We start from the raw sequence: 16,630 nt of genomic DNA, 5'->3' as shown, positions 1-16,630 counted from the left end.
TACTTGGCCGAAGGCAAACAAAATTCAAACCTGCGCCAGGCCATCGATTTCGGTGCGCTGATTGCCTTTATGGGCAGTTATGTCTTCCTGCGTTTCTTCCAGAAAATGGACAGTAGCGAAGCCATTATCCAGGCCACATGGGTCTTGGTCGGTGCCTCGGCGATTGCCCTTGTCGCCGGATGGTTGCTGGAGAAACGCCTTGCGCCCATGCCGCTGTTCAGTGGTCTGTTTGCGCTGGTGTTCGGCACCCTGACCATCTTCTTCCACGACCCCAACCTGCTGAAGATCAAGATCACGGTTCAAAATCTGGCCCTGTCGGCCATTCTTCTGGGCTCACTGGTCTTCAACAAGGCGGCGTTCAAATATCTTCTGGGCAGCGCCTTTAACCTGACCGATGCGGGCTGGCGTGGACTGACCTTGCGCTACGGCCTGTTCTTCCTGTGTGTAGCCATCGTCAATGAAACCATCTGGCGGACCCAGTCCGATGACTTCTGGGTCGCCTTCCGCGGGGGGCTGTGGGTGGCTTCTGCGGCCTTCGGTATCTGGCAGGTCTTCTTCATCATGAAGCACCTGATCAAGGAAGAAGAGCCCGAACAAAGCGCCTGATCTTCAAAGCTGAACCATTCCCAAGGCCCGCCGTTATTCAGACGGCGGGCCTTATTGTTTTCCGCCTTCGCTGAAAATGTCAGCACACCGCCTTTGAACCGTCGTCAAAGCTTTAACCCCGATTGTTAGCCAACACATAGACGCCCCATGTCGAGAGAGCCGATGATCAAAGCTGCCAAACACAAGACCCCGATCAATGAACTGGCTCAGTCGCCCAGCCATCTGATGCACCGCGCCTTGCAACTGTGCCTCGATATCTATGCCGAGGAATCGGCCCAGAGCGGCATCACCCAGCGCCAGTATGCGGTTCTGGAAGTGGCCGCCCAGCGTCAGGGCCTGACCCAGACCGAACTGGTCAAGGCCACCGGCATCGACCGTTCCACACTGGCCGATCTGGTCAGCCGCATGACCACCAAGGGGCTGTTGCTGCGCGAGAAGTCGGCGCTGGATGCCCGCGCCAAGGCGGTGCGTGTCTCAGAAGAAGGCCTTGCCGCCCTGGAGGCCGCACGGCCCTGTGTGGCCGCAGCCGACAAGCGTATTTTGGCCATGTTGTCCAAAGGCCGTCGCCAGACCTTCCTTGAAACTCTTGCCCAGTTGGCCGAGGTCGCAGACAAGGCCCCCGAAGAGATCAAGATCGCCAAGAAAGCCGCCAAAAAGGCTGACAAAGAAGCCCGCAAGATCGCCAAACTGGCCAAGAAGGCCGCCAAGTCCGATGATGGCGAGCCGGTCAAGAAATCCAAAAAAGCCAAGGCCCAGCCGGTTACCGCAGAGCCGCAATAGCCTGCAGAATCCTAGACGCGGATATCCAGATAGGAACCCGGCCGTTTGAACGCCGGCTGGGTATCCAGCGCGGGCAGGTCTACGGTTTCAGACTTGGTCGGTTGGGCCACCGCTGGTGTGACGCTGGCTGCCACCGGTCTGAAGAAGGCCGCCTGTGCGTCCTTTAGCGCCCGCGTGGCATTGAACGCGGAGGCTCCGCCCTGCCCTGTCGGGTTGGGGGGAAAGAACGGACGATCTGGAGCAATGGCCGACATAGGACAAGCTTTGCCCGACCGGCCCTAAGTTATAGTTAACGCCGCGCTCACCCTGTTTAAACCGCCGGTCAGCGGGCCTTGTAAGCCTGTTCCAGCGCCTGTCGGTCTGCATCGGTCAGGATCGGTCCCGAGGCCTTGTAGGTCACTTCACCATAGGCATCGACGACGAAGGTTTCCGGCACACCGGAAATACCCAGATCCAATCCGGCGCGGCCTTCCTGATCGACCAGAATGACATCGAACGGATCACCCAGTTCATCGAGGAAGGCACGGGTTTTGACCGGATCATCCTTGTAGGCGATGCCGACAACCTTGATGCCCTGCGCCTTGAGCGCCATCAGTTGCGGGTGCTCGAGGCGGCATGGCGCACACCAGCTGGCAAATACGTTCAGCACCATCGGCTTGCCGACAGCAGCGGTCTTGATGTCCAGCATCCGGTTGGACGCGACATCACCTTCCAGCAGGGGCAGAACGGTTTCGGGAACAGGCTGTCCGACCAGAGCGGCGGGCGCATAACGGCTGTCGGCACCATTCTTGGACATCTGCTGCATCTGGAAGGCCAGAAACAGTCCGAGCGCCGCAAGGGCCGCAACCGGTATGGCGGCGATCCAGCGGTTCATCGGGACTTCCTGTCAGCTTCCAGACGGGCCAGCTCACGCTTTATGCGTAAGGACTGAGTGGCTGCACGCGCGGCCAGAGCCACAAAGACCACGATCGTCGCGCCCCATGCAGGCCAGACATAGGCCGCATGTTTTCCCATATCGAAATCGAACATCTGGACCTCTCTCAGGCGTTTTGGGCCGCACGGGCCTTAAGAGACAATACGCGGCGGCGGCCTACCTCACTGCGAATTGAGGTCAACCAGATCGCGCCAAAGAAAAGTCCGTAACCGAAAATCATCGCCAGCAGCGCGGGAAGATAGGCCGGATCGACACTGGTGCCGCCCGAGCGGATCAGCGATGCGGGCTGGTGCAGGGTGTTCCACCAGTCCACCGAGAATTTCACGATCGGCAGGTTGATAAGCCCCACCATGCCCAGCACAGCCGCAGCCTTGGAGGCGCGCTGTTCATCGTCAATCGACGAGCGCAGGGCCATGTAGCCGATATAGAAGAGAAACAGCACCAGCACCGAGGTCAGGCGGGCATCCCACACCCACCATGTGCCCCACATGGGCTTGCCCCACAGCGATCCGGTAAACAGGGCAAGGGCCGTCAGGGCTGCGCCCGGTAGGGCGGCGGCACGCGCAGCGGCATCGGCCAGAGGATGACGGAATACGAGGGCAAAAAAGCTGGAAACGCCCAGAGCCAGATATGCCCCGAGACCGACAATCGCCGCCGGCACATGGATGAACATGATGCGGACGGTATCACCCTGCTGGTAATCTTCCGGCACCGAGAAACTCAGCACCGTCCCCCAAAGCAAGAGGCCGATAGCAACAGCCCAGAGCACCGGAACCAGAGGGCCGGTGAAACGCATGAAACGATCGGGATTGGCGAGACCAAACATAGTTTGCCGATTACCCGTCCCCGCGCAGGACAGCAAGCAGACGTAACCGCACGGCCAAAAGAAAAAGGGCAGCAGGCGCATGACGCACCTGCTGCCCTGTTTTTTAGCTGCCCTGTTTTATTATAGGGTCAGGCCGTGCTCAGCCGCCAGTTCCGCCAGCTTGACCTGCGGACGCGGGCCCCAGTGGGCGATGACTTCCGAAGCGGCCAGCGAACCCAGCTTGCCTGCATCGGTCAGGGACAGACCGCGCGCCAGACCCACGAGGAAGCCGGCTGCATACTGGTCACCGGCACCGGTCGTATCCAGAACCTTGTCCACGGCAAAGGCGGCGACGGCAACGCGCTGTTCGCCGCAGATGATGACCGAGCCATGCTCGCCGCGTGTGACCGCCGCAATCTCGACAATAGCGGCCAGTTGGTCGGCAGCGGCGTCAAAATCTTCGGTCTCGAACAGGGCGGCCAGCTCGGCTTCGTTGGCCAGAACGATGTCTGCCGAGGTCTTGATGAAGTCCAGCAGTTCGGCGCGCCAGCGGTGAACCACGAACGAGTCCGACAGGGTGATGGCGACCTTGCGACCGGCCTTGTGGGCCGCAGCCGCTGCGGCTTCGAACGCTGCACGCGCCGGAGCCGGATCAAACAGATAGCCTTCCAGATAGACAATGGCGCTGGAACCGATCAGCGCCTCGTCAATATCGGCCACGGTCAGCTGGTTGGCAGCGCCGAGGAAGGTGCACATGGTGCGCTGGCCGTCACCGGTGACGTTGATCAGGCAGCGGCCGGTACCGGCACCGCCCTCCAGAACCGGTGTATCGAAATGTACGCCGCCCGCACGGATATCGTGGGCAAACACCTCGCCCAGCTGGTCCTTGGCGATCTTGCCGATATAGGCCGCACGACCACCATAGGAAGCCACGCCCGCCACGGTATTGCCAGCTGAACCGCCCGAAGCCTCTACGCCCGGTGTCATGCCTTCATACAGTTGTGCGCTCTGGTCTTCGTCGACCAATTGCATCGAACCGGGGACAAGGCCGCGCTGTTCAAGGAAGGCGGCCTCGCACGGGGCCAGAACGTCAACGATGGCATTGCCGACAGCCAGCACATCGAAACGGACATCAGTGGTGTTTTGGGTCATAGGGCTTCCTTAGTCGCGCGAGGGGTTTCGCGCCACTGTTTCACGTGAAATATCGCGTTCTACGGTTTTGCAAAGCGTTAGAGTGACCATGTCCAAGATTGCCATCCTGACCCCCGACCCTGCCGACCCCTCCTATGCCGGACAGTGGCCACAGGTGCTGGAGGTTCTGAAAGCCGCGCTGGTCGAGGCGGGTCTGCAGGTCCATGCCGAACCGTGGACGATGCATGCCGAGGATGCTTCGGGCCTGAAAGCCTATGACCTGATCCTGCCGGTGATTGTCTGGGGCTATCACCGTGACCACGCAAAATGGCTCAAGGCCTGCGCGCTGTGGAAGGATGAGGGCCTGCCTTTGGCCAACAGTGCCGAGACCCTGATGTGGAACTCCGACAAGGCCTATCTGCAAGGGCTGATCGATCACGGCATCCCGATGGCCGCCACCCGTTTTGTCGAGCGTGTTACCGCGCGCGATATCGACATGGCCTTTGATGATCTGGCCAGCGATGTGCTGATCGTCAAACCGACCATTTCCGCAGGGGCATACCGGACGCTGCGTCTGGACCGAAATACGGACTGGGCCGCAAAACTGGCCAAGGCTCCGCAAGGGGCGGCGATGATCCAGTCCTATCTGCCCACCATCGAAACCGAGGGCGAAACCTCGCTTTTTTTCTTTGGTGGTCAGTTGTCCCATGTCGTCAACAAGCGCCCCGTCACGGGCGAGTTCCGCATTCAGGTGCAGTTCGGTGGCCAGTATCAGGCGCTCGAGAGCGCCCCGCCCGAGGCGCTAGACCTAGCCCAAGCGGTGCTCGACTCGTTTGGCGATGACCTGCTTTATGCCCGTATCGACCTGACCCGCGACGAGGTCGGTCAATGGGTGCTGATGGAGGCCGAGCTGATCGAGCCTGACTTCTATCTGGCCTCTGCGCCACAGGCCGGTGCCCGCTTTGCACAAGCCGTCAAAGCCCGTCTCTAGTCGGCAAAACTGGCCCGCGACGGGCAGATATCAGCCAGCACACAGCCCCCGCATTTAGGCCGCTGTGCCAGACAGGTATAGCGGCCATGCAGGATCAGCCAGTGGTGCGCCTTGGCCAGCCATTTCTTGGGCACCACCTGATGCAACTGGTCCTCGACCTTGTCCGGCGTCGAACCATTGGCCAGTCCCAGACGGTGCGAAACACGGAACACATGGGTGTCGACGGCAATGGCCGGTTCGATATCCAGTTCGTTCAGCACCACGCTGGCGGTCTTGCGCCCGACCCCCGGCAGGGCCTGTAGGTCCTTGCGGTTGAGCGGCACCTGACCGCCGTGCTGATTGACCAGCATACGGGCGGCGGCGATCACATTCTTGGCCTTGGTGCGATAAAGCCCGATGGAGGCGATATAGGGGATCAACCCCTCCTCCCCCAACGCCAGCATTTTCTCGGGCGTATCGGCCACGGCAAACAGGGCCTTGGTCGCCTTGTTGACCCCCACATCGGTCGCCTGTGCCGACAAGGCCACCGCCACCACCAGCGTATAGGGGTTCACAAAGTCCAGCTCGGTCTTGGGCTCGGGCATGATGGCCGACAAACGCGCAAACACCGTCTCGACCTTGGTCTTGCTGGGCGGCCAGCGCACGATCACCCCGACAGGTGCCTTTTTCGGCTGACGTGATTTGCGCACACCCGAAGACGGGGTCAGCGCGGCGCGAACAGACTTTGAAACGGGGCGTTTGGCATCGGTCATGACCCTATTGGCATGGCCGCGAAAGCCTTTGGAAGCAAGCCTTTGAGGCCGCCCATAGTCCGGCCCGCGCATTAAAACAGGCTTTGGCAAAACTCGCCTATTGATTTTTGGACCAATGGGTCCATTTTTCGCGCCAAATTTCAACTCCTCCCCAACTCAGTTGTTCACCATGGCCGCCTCCCCGCGCAAACGCCTGCCCCTGTTCATCGCTGTCGCTGTGGCTATCGCCCTTATTGTGGGTGGCGGCTATTGGTGGATCAGCAAGCAAAGGTGGGAAAAGACCGACAACGCCTTTGTCGAGGCCGACATGGTCATGATCGCCCCGCGCATCGGCGGGCAGGTGGTCGAAGTGCTGGTCAAGGATAACCAGAATGTCGAGGCCGGACAGGTGCTGGTGCGACTGGACGATGCCGATGCCAAGGCAGAACTGGCCGAGGCCGAGGCCAATCTGGCTGCGCTAAGAGCCGCCGTCGGTAATGTCGATGCCCAACTGGAACAACAACAGGCCGCCATCGCCGCCCGCGCCGCCGCTGTGGACCAGACCCGTACACAGGCCGATCTGGCCCGCAAGGAGGTGGACCGCTACGGCCAGCTGGCCCGTCAGGGCTGGGTCTCGACCCAGCGCATGGACACCCAGCGCGCTCAAGCCGACACCGCCCGCGCCAGCGTCGCGCAGGCACAAGCCGCCCTGACCGCCGAACAGCGCACCCTTGGTGTACTGTCCTCGTCGCGCAACCAGTCCACGGCCGCCGTGCAAAAAGCCGAGGCCGCCGTCGAGCAGGCCCGTCTCACGCTGGAGCGCACCATAATCCGCGCGCCCATCAAGGGCGCCGTTGGCGCGCGCGGTGTGCGCGTCGGTCAGGTGGTTCAGGCCGGTAGCCCGCTGATGTCGGTCGTGCCTCTGGGCGACATCTATGTGGTGGCCAATTTCAAGGAAACCCAGCTGAACCGCATGCAGTTGGGCCAGCAGGTTTCCATCAAGGCCGACGCCTTCCCCGACCGCAAGATCAAGGGTGTGATCGACAGCTTTGCGCCGGCGACCGGCTCGGAATTTGCCCTGATCCCCGTCGAGAATGCGACCGGCAATTTCACCAAGATCACCCAGCGTGTGCCGGTACGGATCGCCGTTGAGGACGCCGCCCGTCTGGGCCTGCGTCCCGGCCTGTCGGTGCATGTCACGGTGGACCTCAAGAGCGCCGCCCAAGCCCAGCCTGATGCCCGCTGATGAGCGCCGCCGCAACCACCGCGCATGCCCATACGGCCGAGGGCGAGGCTCCCATCAACTGGACCATGCTGCTGCTCGGCTTTGCCGGCATGGTTCTGGGCCAGTTCATGGCCATTCTGGATATCCAGATCGTCGCCTCCTCCCTGCCCCAGATTCAGGCCGGCATCGGGGCATCGGCCGATGAAATCAGCTGGATCCAGACCGCCTATCTGATCCCCGAAGTGGTGATGATCCCGCTGTCGGGTTTTCTGTCGCGCCTGTGGGGCACCCAGAAGGTGTTTCTGGCCTCCTGCACCGGATTTTTGATCACCAGCGTTCTGGTCGGGCTGTCGTCATCCATCGAGATGATGATCTTTTTCCGCGCCATTCAGGGCTTTGTCGGTGGGGCCATGATCCCCACCGTCTTTGCTGTGGCCTTTACCGCCTTCCCGCCAGAAAAGCGGGTGACGGCCAGCGTCATTATGGGGTTGATCGTGACCTTGGCCCCCACCGTCGGACCGACACTGGGCGGGCATCTGACCGAGTGGCTCAGCTGGCGCTGGCTGTTCTTCATCAACATCTTCCCCGGCATGGTCGTGCTGTTTCTAGTCGGCCGCTATGCCGATTTCGACAAGGGCGATCCGTCTCTGGCCAAGGGCTTTGACTGGCAGGGGCTGTTGCTGATGGCCGCCTTCCTGATGAGCCTGCAATTCGTGCTGGAAGAAGGCTCCAAGGAGGACTGGTTCGCCAATGACCACATCCTGCTGCTGACGGTTGTGGCCGCCATTTGTGGCCCCGCCTTTATCTGGCGGTCTCTGTCATCCAAGAACCCGATTGTGGAGTTGCGGGCCTTCGGCAACCGTAATTTTCTGGTCGGGGTCATTATGACCTTTACCCTCGGGGCTGCCCTGTTCGGTGGCTCGTTCCTGATCCCCTTATTCTTGGGACGGGTGCGCGACTATTCAGCAGCCGAGGTCGGCACCACCATGGTTGTCTCGGGCCTGTCCATGTTTGCCATGGGTCCTTTTGCGGGGCGTCTGGTCCGGATGGTCGATGCCCGCATCCTGATGTTTGTCGGCTTTATCATGGCCTCATGGGGCATGTGGGATGCACGTCTGGTCACCGAGCAGTGGGGCTTTTGGGAGTTTGCCGGTGTGCAGGCCATGCGCGGTGCCGGTGTGATGATCGCCATGATCGCCTCGCAACAGGTGACCATGGCCACCCTGCCCCCGCATATGGTCAAGAATGCCTCGGGTCTGGTGAACCTGTCGCGCAATGTGGGCGGGGCCTTCGGGCTGGCCATCCTCAATACCAGCATCACCCAGAACACGGCGCGACATATGGCCGAATTGACCTCGAAGGTCGATCAAACCCATGTGCAGATGCGGCAAATGATCGAGACCCTGACCGCAAGGTTTGCATCCTCGATCGACCCGCACGCCTCGGCCCTGAAAGCGGTTTACGGCATGTTCCAGAAGCAGGCGACCACGCAGGCTTTCGGTGATGCCTTTGCCCTACTGGCGGTTGCGTGTGCGTTTGCCGCCGTTGTCACCCTGTTTGCCAGTCCGGCCAAAACGGACCGGCCCGCCCCCTCTGCCGAGATACACTAGATGCCCAGAGCCCCCGGCCAGATCGACGAACAGAAAAGCGAGGCCATCATGGCCGCCGCCATCGACCTGTTCGCCCGCAAGGGGGGCAAAGCATCCATGGCCGAGATCGCGCGCATTGCCGGTGTTTCCAAACAGACCCTCTACAATCGTTATCCCTCCAAGGCCGAGCTGGCTCGGGCGCTACTGACCCAGCGTTCCTTGTCCATCACCTCGCCGCTGGAAAATACCGGCAGCCCGCAACAGGCGCTCAGCGGCATGGCCATGGCCCTGTTAACACGGGTCGTGCAGGCCAACAGCTCGGAGCATCTTCGGGCACTGGCCTTTGTCTCGCGCGAAGATCACGAACTGGCCGCCGCCGTGTTCGATGCTGGTCCCGCCCGCAGCCTGCGCCGTCTGTCGCAATGGCTCAAAGAGCGCAACGAACAGGGCCAGCTGGCTATCCAGAACCCCGATCAGGCGGCCGAGATGTTTGTCGGCATGGTGCTGGGCCATGCCCATCTGCGCATGGTTCTAGGGCTGGAGGCTCTGGATATGGACGCGGTCAATCATGCCAACGAGACCGCACGTCGTTTTGTGCGCGCCTATGCGGTCTGAACACCCGTTACGCCCATAGCCGCAATAGCCATCGCGCACGGATCAGCCTAAACAGGAGACCTGTTTTTTCGAATGGCTGCCAATGCGGCCTTGCGGAGCCTCAATATGCTGATCCACCTTTCGTCCTGGCCTGAAATCGATGCCTATCTGAAGTCCGGCCATGTGCTGGCCAAGACGGTCATCGTCCCCATCGGCTCGAACGAGCAGCATGGCCCGACCGGCCTTCTGGGCACCGACTGGCTCTGCCCGGAAATCATCGCCCATGCGGCTGAAAAAGCCGACGAGAACATTCTGGTGGCACCGACCTTCAATATCGGCATGGCCCAGCACCATCTGGCCTTCCCCGGCACCATTACGCTGCGTCCGTCCACCTTTATGGGTGCGATTGCAGACTGGGTGTCGTCGCTGGCCCGTCACGGTTTCGAGCGCATCTATTTCCTCAATGGTCATGGCGGTAATGTCGCCACCATCGAAGCCGCCTTTGCCGAAATCTATGCCGAGTGGTCGTTCACCCCGGAGCCTTGGGCCGAGCGTCCGCCCTTCGTGCTGAAACTGCGCAACTGGTGGGACCTGCCCGGCGTACAAAAGCTGTGTGAAGACATCTTCCCAGTCGGTCACGGCTCGCACGCCACGCCGTCGGAAATCGCCGTCACCTATGCCGCCTATCCGGATCGCGTAAAGACCGCCAGCTACGAGCCGAAGATCGCGCCGACCGGCCCGATCCGCGATGCCAACGACTATCGCGCCCGCTTCCCCGACGGCCGTATCGGTTCTGACCCGGCTCAAGCCACGCCGGAAAAAGGCCAGCAGATCATCGACTTTGCCGTGCCGGCCCTGATTGCCGACGTGAATGCGTTTGCCAATGAAGTTCTGCCCGTAGCCTGAGTTCGGACACCCATATGAAAAAACCCGTCTCCGACATTTTGCGAAATGCCGAAGCCAATCTTCGCACCGGTCAGGAAATGGCCGAGGCGAGCGCCTTCGTCGTTCAGAAACGTCTGGAGAAACTGGCCGAGGCCGCTGTCGATCCCGTCAGGGCCGACCATGCGGAAATCGGCCGGATGGGTTCGGAAAAGGTCGAGGCTTTTACAGCCTCGGCCGGTGCCGCCGGTCATGCGGCGTTTGAAATGGGCGAGGCCTGTACCGACATGGCCCGCCGCAATGCGCAACAGTTGCAGGCCAATCTGGATGCTTTGTCGCGTGAAGCCGACGAGGCCAAACGTCTGGCCTTGCAAACCGAGCAGGTCGCCCAGTTCTGGGGTCAGGCCATGGTCGATGGCATGAACCTGTGGTCACAAGGATTGGTGGCACAGGCCAAGATCATGGCCCCGCTGCATGCGCGTGTAACCGAAAACGCCAAGCGCCTGAAAGACTAGTTCAGGAGAGCTTGTGTCAGGCGGTGCGAACGATCCCGTTCACCACCTGAACCGGCCAAGGCGTCAGCTTGCCACCCGCACACGGACCACCGACACAGGCCCCTGTCAGCGGCTCGAACACCGCACCGTGCCATCCACACAGGATGACCGAGCCGTCATTGGACAGATAACGGTCCAGCTCCATGGCAATCGGGAAACCGGCATGCGGGCAACGATCCACCCAGCCCGCAACCTCGCCATCCTTCTTCACCACAAAACCGTGAAAAAAAGCCTCGCCGATCTGCAGCACAAACCCGCGCGATGACGGGTCCGCCAGATCGTCAAACGCGCACAGGGCGACATTGGCAGGGGTTTTCCAGACGCGCTCGCGCTCTTCGGCTACAGGCGCGGTGTCCGCCTCGCTCATTCGCGTTCCGGCTTGATCGGGCGCTTCATCAGGTTCTCGATCGCCGCATCCACCGTGGTTTCACCGGCCAGAACCGCGGCCACAGCCTCGATGATCGGGGTTTCGACATTCAGCTTTTTGGACAGTTCGCGCACGGCCGGTGCGCTTTCATAGCCCTCGGCAACCGAACGCTTGCCCGCCAAGGCCTGCTCGACGCTCATGCCCTGCCCCAGGGCCAGACCCAAGCTCATATTGCGTGATTGCGGGCTGGAGCAGGTCAGCACCAGATCGCCCAGACCGCACAGGCCCGTCACCGTTTGCGGATTGCCGCCCAGAGCCTCGGTAACGCGCACAATCTCGGCAAAGCCGCGCGTGATAACCGCCGCGTGGGCGCTGCGACCCATCTGGCGGCCTTCAACGATACCGCAGGCAATGGCCAAAACGTTCTTCAGCGCCCCGCCCGTCTCGGCACCGATAATGTCGTCGGCATAATAGGGACGGAACACCGGACCGGACAACGCACCCGCCAGCTTCTCGGCCATATCAAGATCGGCACAGGCCAGCGTCACCGCGCTGGGCAGGCCTCGCGCCACCTCGGCGGCAAAGCTGGGGCCCGACAGCACCGCTGTCACCGCATGCGGAATGGTTTCGGCCAGAACATCAGCCATCAGCTTCAGCGAGCCGCGCTCGATACCCTTGGAGCACAGCACAATCGGCAGACCCGCGCGCGCATGGGGCGCAAACGCCGCCAGTGTTGCCCGCATATGCTGGGCCGGCGGTACAGCCAGAATCAGATCGCAGTTCGCCAGATCAGCCAGATCGGAGGTGACGGCGATCGAAGCATCCAGTTCGACCCCCGGCAGGAAGGCTTCGTTGATCCGCGTGGTGCGGATACTGTCGGCCACCTCGGCCTCACGGGCCTGCAGCGTGACCTGAAGGCCCGCTGCTGCTGCGCTCTGGGCCAGTGCAGTTCCCCATGCACCGGCGCCGATAACACCTGCCGTTTTAAAATTCATAGTCACTCCGCAGGCGGTGAGTTTCCCCGCAGGTCTCACGCCTTGGCGCCTTTGCGCCCTTGTTTCTTGTGCACAGGATCACCTGTCGCGCGCGCTTCGTCCAGAGGCCATCTGGGTCGCGCCACCGCATCAAGGTCCGACACCCAGCCTTTTTCCAGCCTTTCGGCCCCCGCCAAGGCAATCATTGCGGCATTATCGGTGCAATAAGCCATCGGCGGCGCAAAGAAACCAAAGCCGTATTTTGTCGCCAGTTTTTGCAGAGTCGCGCGAACCGTCTTGTTGGCCGCTACCCCCCCTGCAACCACAAACAGGCGCTGACCGCTCTTGGCGGCTCCGGCTGCGGCGTCATACGCCACCAGTTCCGGATGGCTTTCCAGATAGGCCTTCATCGCCCGCTCGGTGCGTTCCATCAACTGACGGGCAATCGCCTTTTGTACGGCATCGGCAAGGTCCGCCCTGTCCTGCTCGGTCTCGCAGGTCTGCGCCAGACGCGAGGCGGCCGTCTTCAGGCCCGAGAACGAGAAATCACAATCCTTACGCCCCAGCAGCGCACGCGGAAGCTCATAGCGCGAGCCATCACCGGACGCCGCCAGCTTCTCCAGCGCAGGGCCTCCCGGATAGCCCAAGCCCATAGCCTTGGCGATCTTGTCGAAAGCTTCGCCCGCCGCATCGTCGATCGTGGTGCCAAGGCGGCTCATATCGCCAATGCCGCGCACTTCCAGCAACTGGCAGTGACCACCCGACACCAAAAGCAACAGGAACGGATAGGCCGTCTCTGCACCCAGACGCGCCGAAACGGCATGGCCCTCAAGGTGGTTGATTGCCACCAGCGGCAGGTCACGCGCCAAGGCCACCGCCTTGCCATAGGACAGACCCACCATCACACCACCGACCAGACCGGGGCCAGCGGTTGCCGCCACGCCCGACAGTTCGCTCCAGTCGAGGCCGGATTGCTCCATGGCCTGACGGGTGACGGTGTCGATCATCTCCACATGGCTGCGGGCCGCGATTTCGGGCACCACGCCGCCATAGGCCGCATGCTCGTCGATCTGGCTATAGATCACACTGGACAGCACCGTGGCCCCGTCCGGCCCAAGGCGCACGACCGAAGCCGCCGTCTCGTCGCAACTGGTTTCCAGACCCAGGACAGTCAGCACCTGATCCCCGTCATTTTGACGGTTTACAGGCCGCATATTTGCGCCTTCGGGTTCGCTGCTATAGTTCGCGGCCTTATCCATCGGGTCGAGGTAGCGATCCGGACCCTTTTTCGCAACGGCTGGGACGTTTTATGGCACCCCTTCTTCGCATCGGTACCCGTCGCTCCAAACTGGCACTGGCCCAGTCTGGCATGATGCAGCGCGCCATTGGCCGCGCTCTGGGGGTCCCCGAAGACGAGATTATCCACGCCGTGCCGCTGGTCGAGATCGTCACCACCGGCGACCGCATTCAGGATCGCCGCCTGCTGGAAGTAGGCGGCAAGTCGTTGTTCACCAAAGAAATCGAAGAAGCCCTCCTTGAAGGCCGCGTCGATGTCGCGGTTCACTCCATGAAGGATGTGCCCGCCGAACAGCCGGACGGTCTGGCCATTGCCGCCATCCCCGAACGCGAAGACCCGCGCGATGCCTTTATTTCGGAAAACTGGTCGTCACTGGCCGATCTTCCGCACGGGGCCAAGATCGGCACCGCCTCGCTGCGCCGTCAGGCCCAGTTGCTGTCGATCCGACCGGACCTGCAGATCGAAATGCTGCGCGGCAATGTCGATACGCGCCTGCGCCGTTTGAAAGACGGCGATTTCGACGCCATCCTTCTGGCCTGCTCGGGCCTGAACCGTCTGGGTCTGGGCGAAGTGATTACCGAGCGTCTCGACCTGACCGCCTTCCTGCCCGCACCGGGTCAGGGCGCGCTGGCCCTGCAAACCCGCGCAGGCGACACCGACAGCATCTGGGCCAAGGCCCTGAACCATGCACCAACCGCCCTGTGCGTGGCCGCCGAGCGCGGTGCCATGCTGGCGCTGGAAGGCTCGTGCCGCACCGCTGTCGGGGCCTTTGCCCATATCGACAGCGAGACCATGCATATCGGCACCGAAATGCTGTCACCCGACGGCAAGGGCCGCTGGACGCAGCGCGGCACCATCGCCGCCACCTCCACCGAAGCAGACGTCACCGCTCTGGGCCGCCAGCTTGGTGAAGCGGTCAAGGCTGCGGCAGGCGACCAGAAAGTCGAGTTCTGACCCAGTGAACGCCTCGCCCCGCGTCTGGATCACCCGCACACAGCCACGGGCCGACATTACGGCCCACCATGTGCGCGATCTGGGCTGGGAGCCTGTTGTCGCCCCCCTGCTGGAGGTGCGCAGCATTACCGGCGCCATGTCCGCAGCCCCCTCGCCCGCAGACCTGACGGCTGTAGCCCTGACCAGCCCCAATACGATCAAGGCCATCGGCTCTGATCTGTTGGCCTATAAGCACCTGCCCGTATTTGCCGTCGGTGATACGACGGCCGAGGCCGCACGTTCTGTGGGCCTGAGCGATGTGCGATCGGCCAAGGGCGACATCCATGCACTTGCCCGCCTGATCGCCCGCGATATTGCGCACGGAACCGTCTTTGCACCGGGCGCGAGGGAGCCCGCCGGTGATCTGCCCGCCCTGTTGCCCGATCATCAGGTCATAAGACTGCCCGTCTATGAAACCTGCGACACCGGCACCAAAGCCCCCGACAATATCGCCGCCATACTGATTCACTCTCCACGTGCCGCGCGCCTGTTATGCACCCACAACATACGCACCGGACTGGTCGTGACGATTTCCGAGGCCGCCAGCGCCCCGTTAAAAGGCCATTTCAACGGCGAAATCCGCACGTCACCCACACCAGATGAAGAAGGTGTGCTGACAACCCTTGGCAATTCGCCAAGTCCCGTATAAGAAACCCGCCTCTCCGCCCGTCAGGCCTTCGCCGACACGGAACCAGAGCCGCTTTAGCTCAGCTGGTAGAGCACCGCATTCGTAATGCGGGGGTCACGTGTTCGAGTCACGTAAGCGGCACCACTTCATTACATTTTGCGTACTGTTGACGATTGGCCCCGCCGGTTTGGTTGGCAGGGCCTGCTTTCGTTAGCTGGTGAAGAACTGCTGGGTGCCGTGGGCTTCGATGGCGGTGGCGAGGCGGTTTAGGGCGTGGATGTAGGCCGCGGTGCGCAGGGTGACGTCCTTGTCTCTGGAAATGTTCCAGACCACATCGCCTTCGCGTTCGATGATCGTTTTCAGGCGCGAGTGAACCTCGTCCAGCGTCCAGTAATAGCCTTGGCGGTTCTGGACCCATTCGAAATAGGACACGGTGACGCCGCCCGCATTGGCGAGAATGTCCGGCAGGACAATCACGCCTTTTTTTGCCAGAATTTCGTCGGCGGCCGGGGTGATCGGGCCGTTGGCCAGTTCCAGAACCACCTTGGCCTTGATGGCGTCGGCATTGCCGTCATGGATCATGTCTTCCATGGCCGAAGGCACCAACACATCGGTTTCCAGCGCGAGCAGTTCTTCGGCCGAAATGGCTATCCCGCCATGCTCGACATCCTGCACCGAACGGCCCTGATGTTTAGCCGCCAACAAAGCATCCAGATCGAGGCCACCCGGCGCATAGACGGCACCGCGTGAATCCGACACGCCGATAATCTTGGCTCCGGTACTGCGGAACAGACGCGCCGCGTGCTGGCCCGCATTGCCAAAGCCCTGCACGACGACCCGCAGGCCTTCGGTCGGCAGGCCCAGACGCTGGGTCAGATGGTTGACCAGATAAAACCCGCCGCGTGCCGTGGCATCTTCGCGCCCCAGCGAACCACCCAGTGCAATCGGCTTGCCCGTAATGACGCCCGGATGCGGCTCGCCACGGATGGTCGAGTACTCGTCGGACATCCAGCCCATAATCATCGCATTGGTATAGACATCGGGGGCAGGAATATCGCGATCGGGGCCGATAATGCTGGCAAAGGCCTGCACATAGGCGCGCGACAGGCGCTCAAGCTCGGCCTTGGACAGGCTCTTGGGATCCACCTGAACCGCGCCCTTGCCGCCGCCATAGGGCAGATTGGTCACCGCGCATTTGACCGTCATCCAGAAGGCCAGCGTCTCGACTTCTTCTGCCGTTGAATCCGGATGGAAACGAATACCGCCCTTGGTGGGACCACGCGTATCGTCATAGCGGCAACGCCAGGCTAGGAAGGATTTGCGCGACCCGTCATCCATACGGATCAGCAAGCGCACCTTCATGGTTTCACGCGGATATTTCAGTTTCTCCAGTACATCGCTGTCGATCTGAACATGGCGCGCGGCGTCATCAAGGCGGGTCAATGCCGCTTGCAAGATATCCGGGTTAGACATTTTTATTCCAACTATCGAGGCAACCAACCTCGCAAAGCGCACGAAATCGGTCTGGTATCGGGGAAGAGCGCAATCT

20 protein-coding genes and 1 tRNA gene are annotated in these 16,630 nt (G+C 61.7%); 11 read left to right on the top strand and 10 right to left on the bottom strand.

Features of this window, described 5'->3' with window-relative positions:
- Positions 1 to 3: 3 nt before the first annotated feature.
- Positions 4 to 606: a septation protein IspZ gene (locus tag RSB01_RS03425; RefSeq protein WP_332590201.1), complete on the top strand. Its 603-nt coding sequence runs from the start codon at positions 4 to 6 to the stop codon at positions 604 to 606.
- Positions 607 to 768: 162 nt separating this feature from the next.
- Complete coding sequence (locus RSB01_RS03420; RefSeq protein WP_332590202.1) at positions 769 to 1,386, top strand: MarR family winged helix-turn-helix transcriptional regulator; 618 nt, start codon at positions 769 to 771, stop codon at positions 1,384 to 1,386.
- An 11-nt stretch (positions 1,387 to 1,397) separates the two neighbouring features.
- Here the strand turns inward: RSB01_RS03420 and RSB01_RS03415 are convergent, their stop codons facing one another.
- The 5 genes from RSB01_RS03415 to RSB01_RS03395 form a co-directional block, all read right to left on the bottom strand.
- The gene (locus RSB01_RS03415; protein WP_332590203.1) at positions 1,398 to 1,640 is read right to left on the bottom strand and encodes a hypothetical protein; all 243 of its coding nucleotides are present in this window, start codon (positions 1,638 to 1,640) and stop codon (positions 1,398 to 1,400) included.
- 68 nt (positions 1,641 to 1,708) lie between these two features.
- Complete coding sequence (locus RSB01_RS03410) at positions 1,709 to 2,260, bottom strand: DsbE family thiol:disulfide interchange protein (protein ID WP_332590204.1); 552 nt, start codon at positions 2,258 to 2,260, stop codon at positions 1,709 to 1,711.
- Entirely contained in the window at positions 2,257 to 2,415 is a 159-nt protein-coding gene (gene ccmD, locus RSB01_RS03405) for a heme exporter protein CcmD (RefSeq protein WP_332590205.1), read from the bottom strand. The genes RSB01_RS03410 and ccmD overlap by 4 nt, the downstream gene beginning before the upstream one ends.
- Positions 2,416 to 2,426: 11 nt before the next feature.
- Complete coding sequence (gene ccmC, locus RSB01_RS03400; protein WP_332590206.1) at positions 2,427 to 3,146, bottom strand: heme ABC transporter permease CcmC; 720 nt, start codon at positions 3,144 to 3,146, stop codon at positions 2,427 to 2,429.
- A gap of 120 nt (positions 3,147 to 3,266) precedes the next feature.
- Positions 3,267 to 4,277: an adenosine kinase gene (locus RSB01_RS03395; protein ID WP_332590207.1), complete on the bottom strand. Its 1,011-nt coding sequence runs from the start codon at positions 4,275 to 4,277 to the stop codon at positions 3,267 to 3,269.
- 88 nt (positions 4,278 to 4,365) lie between these two features.
- Here RSB01_RS03395 and RSB01_RS03390 point away from each other — a divergent pair, with 88 nt between their 5' ends.
- Positions 4,366 to 5,247, top strand: a complete 882-nt coding sequence (locus RSB01_RS03390) for a transporter (RefSeq protein WP_332590208.1) — start codon at positions 4,366 to 4,368, stop codon at positions 5,245 to 5,247.
- Here RSB01_RS03390 and nth read toward each other — a convergent pair.
- Positions 5,244 to 5,999 (bottom strand): endonuclease III, encoded by a 756-nt coding sequence (gene nth, locus RSB01_RS03385; RefSeq protein WP_332590209.1) that lies wholly within the window; start codon positions 5,997 to 5,999, stop codon positions 5,244 to 5,246. The two genes, RSB01_RS03390 and nth, sit on opposite strands and share 4 nt — an antisense overlap.
- Positions 6,000 to 6,168: 169 nt before the next feature.
- Here nth and RSB01_RS03380 point away from each other — a divergent pair, with 169 nt between their 5' ends.
- The 5 genes from RSB01_RS03380 (at position 6,169) to RSB01_RS03360 (ending at position 10,783) form a co-directional block, all read left to right on the top strand.
- Positions 6,169 to 7,224, top strand: a complete 1,056-nt coding sequence (locus tag RSB01_RS03380) for an HlyD family secretion protein (protein ID WP_332590210.1) — start codon at positions 6,169 to 6,171, stop codon at positions 7,222 to 7,224.
- Positions 7,224 to 8,813, top strand: coding sequence for a DHA2 family efflux MFS transporter permease subunit (locus RSB01_RS03375; protein WP_332619327.1), 1,590 nt, complete (start codon positions 7,224 to 7,226; stop codon positions 8,811 to 8,813). Before RSB01_RS03380 ends, RSB01_RS03375 begins: the two co-directional genes overlap by 1 nt.
- Entirely contained in the window at positions 8,814 to 9,407 is a 594-nt protein-coding gene (locus tag RSB01_RS03370) for a TetR/AcrR family transcriptional regulator (protein ID WP_332590212.1), read from the top strand.
- A gap of 105 nt (positions 9,408 to 9,512) precedes the next feature.
- The gene (locus RSB01_RS03365; protein WP_332590213.1) at positions 9,513 to 10,292 is read left to right on the top strand and encodes a creatininase family protein; all 780 of its coding nucleotides are present in this window, start codon (positions 9,513 to 9,515) and stop codon (positions 10,290 to 10,292) included.
- 14 nt (positions 10,293 to 10,306) lie between these two features.
- On the top strand, positions 10,307 to 10,783 hold the full coding sequence (locus tag RSB01_RS03360) for a hypothetical protein (RefSeq protein WP_332590214.1): 477 nt from the start codon (positions 10,307 to 10,309) through the stop codon (positions 10,781 to 10,783).
- Between the two features lie 16 nt (positions 10,784 to 10,799).
- Here the strand turns inward: RSB01_RS03360 and RSB01_RS03355 are convergent, their stop codons facing one another.
- From RSB01_RS03355 to tsaD, 3 genes are read right to left on the bottom strand one after another with little or no spacing between them, the layout of a single operon-like run.
- Positions 10,800 to 11,189, bottom strand: a complete 390-nt coding sequence (locus RSB01_RS03355; RefSeq protein ID WP_332619326.1) for a Rieske (2Fe-2S) protein — start codon at positions 11,187 to 11,189, stop codon at positions 10,800 to 10,802.
- Positions 11,186 to 12,184, bottom strand: coding sequence for an NAD(P)H-dependent glycerol-3-phosphate dehydrogenase (locus RSB01_RS03350; RefSeq protein ID WP_332590216.1), 999 nt, complete (start codon positions 12,182 to 12,184; stop codon positions 11,186 to 11,188). Before RSB01_RS03350 ends, RSB01_RS03355 begins: the two co-directional genes overlap by 4 nt.
- A 35-nt stretch (positions 12,185 to 12,219) precedes the next feature.
- A complete protein-coding gene (gene tsaD, locus RSB01_RS03345; protein WP_332619325.1) occupies positions 12,220 to 13,377 on the bottom strand; it encodes a tRNA (adenosine(37)-N6)-threonylcarbamoyltransferase complex transferase subunit TsaD in 1,158 nt (385 codons plus the stop codon).
- A 95-nt stretch (positions 13,378 to 13,472) separates the two neighbouring features.
- On the opposite strand from tsaD, the gene hemC reads away from it, so the two are divergent.
- The 3 genes from hemC to RSB01_RS03330 all read left to right on the top strand — a co-directional run bounded on the left by hemC (position 13,473) and on the right by RSB01_RS03330 (position 15,225).
- Positions 13,473 to 14,414, top strand: a complete 942-nt coding sequence (gene hemC / locus RSB01_RS03340) for a hydroxymethylbilane synthase (protein ID WP_332589860.1) — start codon at positions 13,473 to 13,475, stop codon at positions 14,412 to 14,414.
- Positions 14,415 to 14,418: 4 nt separating this feature from the next.
- Positions 14,419 to 15,102: a uroporphyrinogen-III synthase gene (locus RSB01_RS03335; RefSeq protein WP_332589861.1), complete on the top strand. Its 684-nt coding sequence runs from the start codon at positions 14,419 to 14,421 to the stop codon at positions 15,100 to 15,102.
- A gap of 47 nt (positions 15,103 to 15,149) precedes the next feature.
- Positions 15,150 to 15,225 (top strand) — tRNA-Thr (locus tag RSB01_RS03330).
- A 66-nt stretch (positions 15,226 to 15,291) separates the two neighbouring features.
- Here the strand turns inward: RSB01_RS03330 and RSB01_RS03325 are convergent.
- Complete coding sequence (locus RSB01_RS03325; protein WP_332589862.1) at positions 15,292 to 16,554, bottom strand: Glu/Leu/Phe/Val dehydrogenase; 1,263 nt, start codon at positions 16,552 to 16,554, stop codon at positions 15,292 to 15,294.
- Positions 16,555 to 16,630 lie beyond the last annotated feature (76 nt).

This window comes from Brevundimonas sp., from assembly GCF_036659295.1.
Lineage (GTDB): Bacteria > Pseudomonadota > Alphaproteobacteria > Caulobacterales > Caulobacteraceae > Brevundimonas.
The sequence above is the reverse complement of the archived record's forward strand: the minus strand, read 5'-3'. Positions and strand labels throughout refer to the sequence as shown.

Bases quoted from the DNA above. Each gene is read 5' to 3' on its own strand.
- RSB01_RS03410 (WP_332590204.1), bottom strand. From the start codon at position 2,260: ATGAACCGCTGGATCGCCGCCATACCGGTTGCGGCCCTTGCGGCGCTC.
- RSB01_RS03420 (WP_332590202.1), top strand. From the start codon at position 769: ATGATCAAAGCTGCCAAACACAAGACCCCGATCAATGAACTGGCTCAG.
- RSB01_RS03415 (WP_332590203.1), bottom strand. From the start codon at position 1,640: ATGTCGGCCATTGCTCCAGATCGTCCGTTCTTTCCCCCCAACCCGACA.
- RSB01_RS03380 (WP_332590210.1), top strand. From the start codon at position 6,169: ATGGCCGCCTCCCCGCGCAAACGCCTGCCCCTGTTCATCGCTGTCGCT.
- RSB01_RS03325 (WP_332589862.1), bottom strand. From the start codon at position 16,554: ATGTCTAACCCGGATATCTTGCAAGCGGCATTGACCCGCCTTGATGAC.
- RSB01_RS03375 (WP_332619327.1), top strand. From the start codon at position 7,224: ATGAGCGCCGCCGCAACCACCGCGCATGCCCATACGGCCGAGGGCGAG.
- RSB01_RS03395 (WP_332590207.1), bottom strand. From the start codon at position 4,277: ATGACCCAAAACACCACTGATGTCCGTTTCGATGTGCTGGCTGTCGGC.
- hemC (WP_332589860.1), top strand. From the start codon at position 13,473: ATGGCACCCCTTCTTCGCATCGGTACCCGTCGCTCCAAACTGGCACTG.
- RSB01_RS03365 (WP_332590213.1), top strand. From the start codon at position 9,513: ATGCTGATCCACCTTTCGTCCTGGCCTGAAATCGATGCCTATCTGAAG.
- RSB01_RS03350 (WP_332590216.1), bottom strand. From the start codon at position 12,184: ATGAATTTTAAAACGGCAGGTGTTATCGGCGCCGGTGCATGGGGAACT.
- RSB01_RS03360 (WP_332590214.1), top strand. From the start codon at position 10,307: ATGAAAAAACCCGTCTCCGACATTTTGCGAAATGCCGAAGCCAATCTT.
- RSB01_RS03370 (WP_332590212.1), top strand. From the start codon at position 8,814: ATGCCCAGAGCCCCCGGCCAGATCGACGAACAGAAAAGCGAGGCCATC.
- RSB01_RS03390 (WP_332590208.1), top strand. From the start codon at position 4,366: ATGTCCAAGATTGCCATCCTGACCCCCGACCCTGCCGACCCCTCCTAT.
- ccmD (WP_332590205.1), bottom strand. From the start codon at position 2,415: ATGTTCGATTTCGATATGGGAAAACATGCGGCCTATGTCTGGCCTGCA.
- nth (WP_332590209.1), bottom strand. From the start codon at position 5,999: ATGACCGATGCCAAACGCCCCGTTTCAAAGTCTGTTCGCGCCGCGCTG.
- ccmC (WP_332590206.1), bottom strand. From the start codon at position 3,146: ATGTTTGGTCTCGCCAATCCCGATCGTTTCATGCGTTTCACCGGCCCT.
- RSB01_RS03355 (WP_332619326.1), bottom strand. From the start codon at position 11,189: ATGAGCGAGGCGGACACCGCGCCTGTAGCCGAAGAGCGCGAGCGCGTC.
- tsaD (WP_332619325.1), bottom strand. From the start codon at position 13,377: ATGCGGCCTGTAAACCGTCAAAATGACGGGGATCAGGTGCTGACTGTC.